Annotated in this window: 4 protein-coding genes and 1 pseudogene; all 5 read left to right on the forward strand. The window is 66.5% G+C overall.

Features of this window, described 5'->3' with window-relative positions; translation table 11 throughout:
- The coding region (locus FKP22_RS21490; protein WP_141289731.1) for a CheR family methyltransferase at positions 1 to 1,843 on the forward strand (1,843 nt) is incomplete at its 5' end.
- A gap of 43 nt (positions 1,844 to 1,886) precedes the next feature.
- Positions 1,887 to 2,489: a nitrogen regulation protein NR(II) gene (locus tag FKP22_RS21495; protein WP_141289732.1), complete on the forward strand. Its 603-nt coding sequence runs from the start codon at positions 1,887 to 1,889 to the stop codon at positions 2,487 to 2,489.
- Between the two features lie 118 nt (positions 2,490 to 2,607).
- Positions 2,608 to 3,327 carry a Crp/Fnr family transcriptional regulator gene (locus FKP22_RS21500; protein WP_141289733.1) on the forward strand — a complete coding sequence of 240 codons (720 nt, stop codon included), beginning with the start codon at positions 2,608 to 2,610 and terminating at the stop codon, positions 3,325 to 3,327.
- Positions 3,328 to 3,446: 119 nt separating this feature from the next.
- On the forward strand, positions 3,447 to 4,043 hold the full coding sequence (locus tag FKP22_RS21505; protein WP_141289734.1) for a GNAT family N-acetyltransferase: 597 nt from the start codon (positions 3,447 to 3,449) through the stop codon (positions 4,041 to 4,043).
- Positions 4,040 to 4,678, forward strand: a pseudogene (locus FKP22_RS21510) (YXWGXW repeat-containing protein); the annotation flags it as partial. The gene FKP22_RS21505 and the pseudogene FKP22_RS21510, both read left to right, overlap by 4 nt.

The following is a 4,678-nucleotide window of genomic DNA, read 5'->3' on the forward strand; positions in this document are numbered from 1 at the left end:
CAAGTCCAGCACGCTGACCCGACGGATCGAACGGCGCATCGGCGTGCATCGCCTGGCCACGATGGCGCAGTACGCGGCCTTCCTGCGCGAGAACCCGCAGGAACTGGACCTGTTGTTCAAGGAGATGCTGATCGGCGTGACCGCCTTCTTCCGCGACCCATCGGTCTGGCAGGAATTGCAGGACAGCGTGCTGCCCGCGCTGCTGGCCGGCGCCGCCGAGGGCACGCCGCTGCGCGCCTGGGTGGTCGGCTGCTCGACCGGCGAGGAAGCCTACTCATTGGCCATGTGCTTCAGGGAGGCGGTCGACGCGCTGCCCACCCCTGGCTCGCACACGATGCAGATCTTCGCGACCGACCTGAGCGCGGACGCGATTGCCGCGGCGCGCAGGGGGCACTACACCGAGAAGATCGCGGCCGACATGAGCCCGGAGCGCTTCGCCCGCTTTTTCAGCCCGCAGGGCAATGGCGTGGTGATTGCGAAGGAGATCCGCGAGATGGTGCTGTTCGCCCAGCACGACGTGATCCTGGACCCACCGTTCACGCGGCTCAGCATCCTGTCCTGCCGCAACCTGATGATCTATTTCAATGCCACGCTGCAGCGTGGGCTGATTCCGCTCTTCCACTACAGCCTGCGCCCCGGTGGCGTGCTGCTGCTGGGCGGGTCCGAGACGACGGGGCGTGCGTCGGCACTGTTCACGCCCATCAGTGCGAAGTCCAGGCTGTACCGGCGCGGCGACAATGCCGCCCACGTCGGTTCGGTGGACTTTCCCGTCAATCGCCGCTTGCCGTTGCGCCCTGCCGCGCAGGAGTCGCTCGTGCCCCACACCACAGCTCAGCCCGCCAACCTGCAGACCCTCGCAGACCAGGTGCTGCTGCAGGAGTTCTCGCCGCCTGCCGTGCTGGTCAATGCGCACGGCGACATCGTCTACATCAGCGGCCGGACCGGCAAGTACCTGGAACCCGCCGCGGGCAAGGCCAACTGGAACATCCACGTGATGGCCCGGCCGGGCATTCGCACCCAGGTGGCGGCGGCGCTGCGCCAGGCCATGCAAGGCGGCGGCCCGATCGAACTGCACGGGCTGAAACTCGAAGGCGCGGCGCAGGAGATGCTGGATGTGATCGTGCGGCGCATCGACGAGCCCAACGCGCTGGCGGGCGCCACGATGATCGTGTTTCGCGAAGTCCTCGCCCCGGCGGGCGGCGCGGCCCGGCGCAGGCGCAAGGCCGGCGAGGTCGACCCTGCCGTCAGCCAGGAACTGGCGCGGGCGCACGAGGAGATCCGCGCGTTGCGCCAGGAGATGCGCAGCTCTGAGGAAGAGCTGCAGGCCGCCAATGAGGAACTTCAATCGACCAACGAGGAGCTGCAGTCCGCCAACGAGGAGTTGACGACCTCCAAGGAAGAGGGGCAGTCGATGAACGAGGAGCTGCAGACCATCAATGCCGAGCTGCAGTCCAAGCTGGACGACCTGGCGCTGGCCCACAGCGACATGCAGAACCTGCTCAACAGCACCGACATCGCCACGCTGTTTCTCGACAGCGCGCTGAATGTGCGGCGCTTCACCGAGCAGATCACGCGCATCGTGCACCTGCGCGAGGGCGACATCGGCCGCCCGCTCAGCGAACTCGCCAGCACGCTGATCTATCCGGAGCTGCATGCCGACGCGAAGGAAACGCTGCGCACGCTCGCGTTCTCCGAGAAGCAGATTTCCACCACCGATGGGCATTGGTACTCGGTCCGGATCATGCCCTACCGCACGCTGGCCAACGTCATCCAGGGTGTGGTGATCACCTTCGTTGACATCACCGCGGCGAAAGAGCTGGAGTCCCGTCTGCGCAAGGCATAGAGTCGGGCTGCCCAGGGTTGCTTGATTGAAAAAGGAAACCCCCATGTCGAGCCAGATTGTGTCGTCGGGAAACCCGATGGACCTGAGATCGCGTGCAGCGCTGCGCTTGAACGGTCGTGGTGGCGCGAATGCAAGAGGCACCAGTCCCTCCGAAGCGCTGGTGGTGCTTTTCGAGCTGGCCTCCTCGCCCGCGACGGCGCCCGATGCGCTGGCCCTGCTGCACGAACTTCAGGTGCATCAGGTTGAGCTCGAGCTTCAGGGCGAAGAGCTGCTGGACTCGCGTGCCGAGCTGGAGGAGGCGCTGGCTCGCCAGACTGCGCTCTACGATTTCGCCCCGGTGGGGCACTTCACCTTGGGTGCCGGCACGCTGGTTTGCGAACTGAACCTCACGGGCGCCCGCTGGTTGGGCTGCGAGCGCGAAGCCGTGCTGGGCCGGGCCCTGGACAGCTTTCTTGATCGGCGCAGCGCCGACAAGCTTCACGCCTTGCTGGCCGGGGTGGGCGAGGGTCGGCAAGGGGATGCCTGCGAGCTGAACCTGGCCTTGCCGGGTGGCAGGTCGCGTGCCGTTCATGCATGTGCCGCCCGGGACCTGGCCGGCGGGCGCTTCCTGGTCACGCTGGTCGAACTGGGCGAACGCCAGGTGTGATCTGCGAGCGCCGTATGTGCGGCACCGAACATGGTGTTTGAGTCGCGGCGCCTATGCTCGCGAAAGGCAGGGCGACCGGTTGTTGCCGGCCGCCTGTTTCATGCCTGGGGAGGCCCGCATGGTCATCGCATTGGGCGGCAGAGAAAACCATCTGCTGGCCGCCTTGCCGGAGGCAGAGTGGCAGCGTTGGCGGCCGCAGCTGGAAGCCGTTGAATTGCCGCTGGGGCTGGTGCTGTATGAGGCCGGCCTTGCGCTCAGCCACGTCTATTTCCCTACCACCGCGATCGTCTCGCTGCTGTTTGTGCTGGAGGACGGCGACACGGCCGAGATCGCGGTGGTCGGCAATGAAGGCCTGGTGGGCATTGCGCTTTTCATGGGCGGCGAAAGCACGCCCAGCCGCGCGGTGGTGCAGAGCGCCGGCCAGGGCTTCCGGCTCAGCGCCCAGGCCATCAAGGAGGCCTTCAACCGCAACGGCCCGGTGATGCACCTGATGCTGCGTTACACCCAGGCACTGATCACGCAGATGGCGCAGACGGCGGTCTGCAACCGCCACCATTCGCTGGACAAGCAGCTGTGCCGCTGGCTGCTGCTCAGCCTGGACCGGCTGCAGGGCAACGAGCTGGTGATGACGCAGGAGCTGATCGCCAACATGCTGGGCGTGCGCCGCGAAGGGGTCACCGAAGCGGCCTTGAAGCTGCAGGCCGCTGGGTTGATCCGCTACGCCCGCGGCCGCATCACCGTGATCGACCGGCCCGGCCTGGAACTGCGGACTTGCGAGTGCTATGCCGTGGTGAAGAAGGAATACGACAGGCTGCTGCCGGACTTGAAGGCGATTTGACGTGCACCCCAAGCCTGCTGGGGCCTCGGGCATTTGCCACCTGTGAAGTGGGCCACCGCACAGACCGTTTTCCACCGCGGCGTCAGGCTGGGCCGCATTGAATCATTCGGAGAATGGCCATGAACACAGGCAGTCAGTTGCATGGAGACGCGGTTTCCGGGGTGGACGAGATCCTCGGCGATGGCACGCATGTGCGGGTGCGCCCCATCCACCCCGATGACCTCGAACTGGAGCGCAGGTTCATCGAGGCGCTGTCGCCCGCTTCGCGCTACTTCAGGTTCATGGAGACGCTGCGCTCACCGAGCGACGCGCTGCTCAAGCAGATGACGGTCATCGATCCCGCCACCGATGCGGCCTACGTCGCGGTGGTGGGTGAGGGCGACCAGCAGCGCGAAGTGGGAGTGGCCCGCTTCAGTGCGCGGGCCGACGGCCAGGACTGCGAGTTTGCGGTCACCGTGAGCGACGAGTGGCAGCAGAAGGGGCTGGGCAGCTTGCTGATGGCGCGCCTGATCGAGGTGGCACGTGCACGCGGCATCGGTGCCATGCATTCGAGCGACGCGGCCGACAACAGCCGCATGCGGCAGTTTGCCGACCACCTGCACTTCCAGCACAAGACCGACCCCGACGACCCGACCATGGTGCGCTACACGGTGGACCTGAAGGCGAACAGCCTGCCTGCTGCAGGGATGGCAGTGGCAGCGAAGGTGCTGCCATGAAATCGCTTTTGGCCAGAAGCGCGCTGGCGCTGGCGATCCTGGTTTCGCTGCCGTCGTGGGCAGAGGTTTCGGTGGCCATCAACATCGCGCCGCCGCCTTTGCCGCTCTATGCCCAGCCCCAGGTTCCGGGAGAGGGCTACATCTGGACGCCAGGCTACTGGAGCTGGCGCGCGACAGACGGCGACTACTACTGGGTGCCCGGCACCTGGGTGCTGGCACCGAACCCCGGTGAACTGTGGACGCCCGGCTACTGGGCGTTCCAGGGCCCGGGCTACTTCTGGCATGTCGGCTACTGGGGCCGGCGCGTCGGCTTTTATGGCGGCCTGAACTATGGCCATGGCTACACCGGCTCGGGCTACCAGGGCGGTCGCTGGGACCGCGGTGTGTTCCGCTACAACCGGGCCGCCAGCAACGTCAATGTGCGGGTGGTGCGCAACGTCTACAACACCGTGGTGATCAACAAGCAGGTCAACCACATCAGCTTCAACGGCGGCGAGGCGGGTGTCAACCGACGGCCGACCGTGAGCGAGCGCCGCTTCCAGGAGGCCGAACATCGCGCGCCTACGGCCGACCAGGTGCAGCACGAGCGCACCGCGGTGTCCACGCCCGGCCAGAGGGCGACCGTCTCCCATGGC

Origin of the sequence: Ideonella azotifigens (assembly GCF_006519715.1) — a bacterium.
Classification (GTDB): domain Bacteria; phylum Pseudomonadota; class Gammaproteobacteria; order Burkholderiales; family Burkholderiaceae_C; genus Ideonella; species Ideonella azotifigens.

Bases quoted from the DNA above. Each gene is read 5' to 3' on its own strand.
- FKP22_RS21505 (WP_141289734.1), top strand. From the start codon at position 3,447: ATGAACACAGGCAGTCAGTTGCATGGAGACGCGGTTTCCGGGGTGGAC.
- FKP22_RS21495 (WP_141289732.1), top strand. From the start codon at position 1,887: ATGTCGAGCCAGATTGTGTCGTCGGGAAACCCGATGGACCTGAGATCG.
- FKP22_RS21500 (WP_141289733.1), top strand. From the start codon at position 2,608: ATGGTCATCGCATTGGGCGGCAGAGAAAACCATCTGCTGGCCGCCTTG.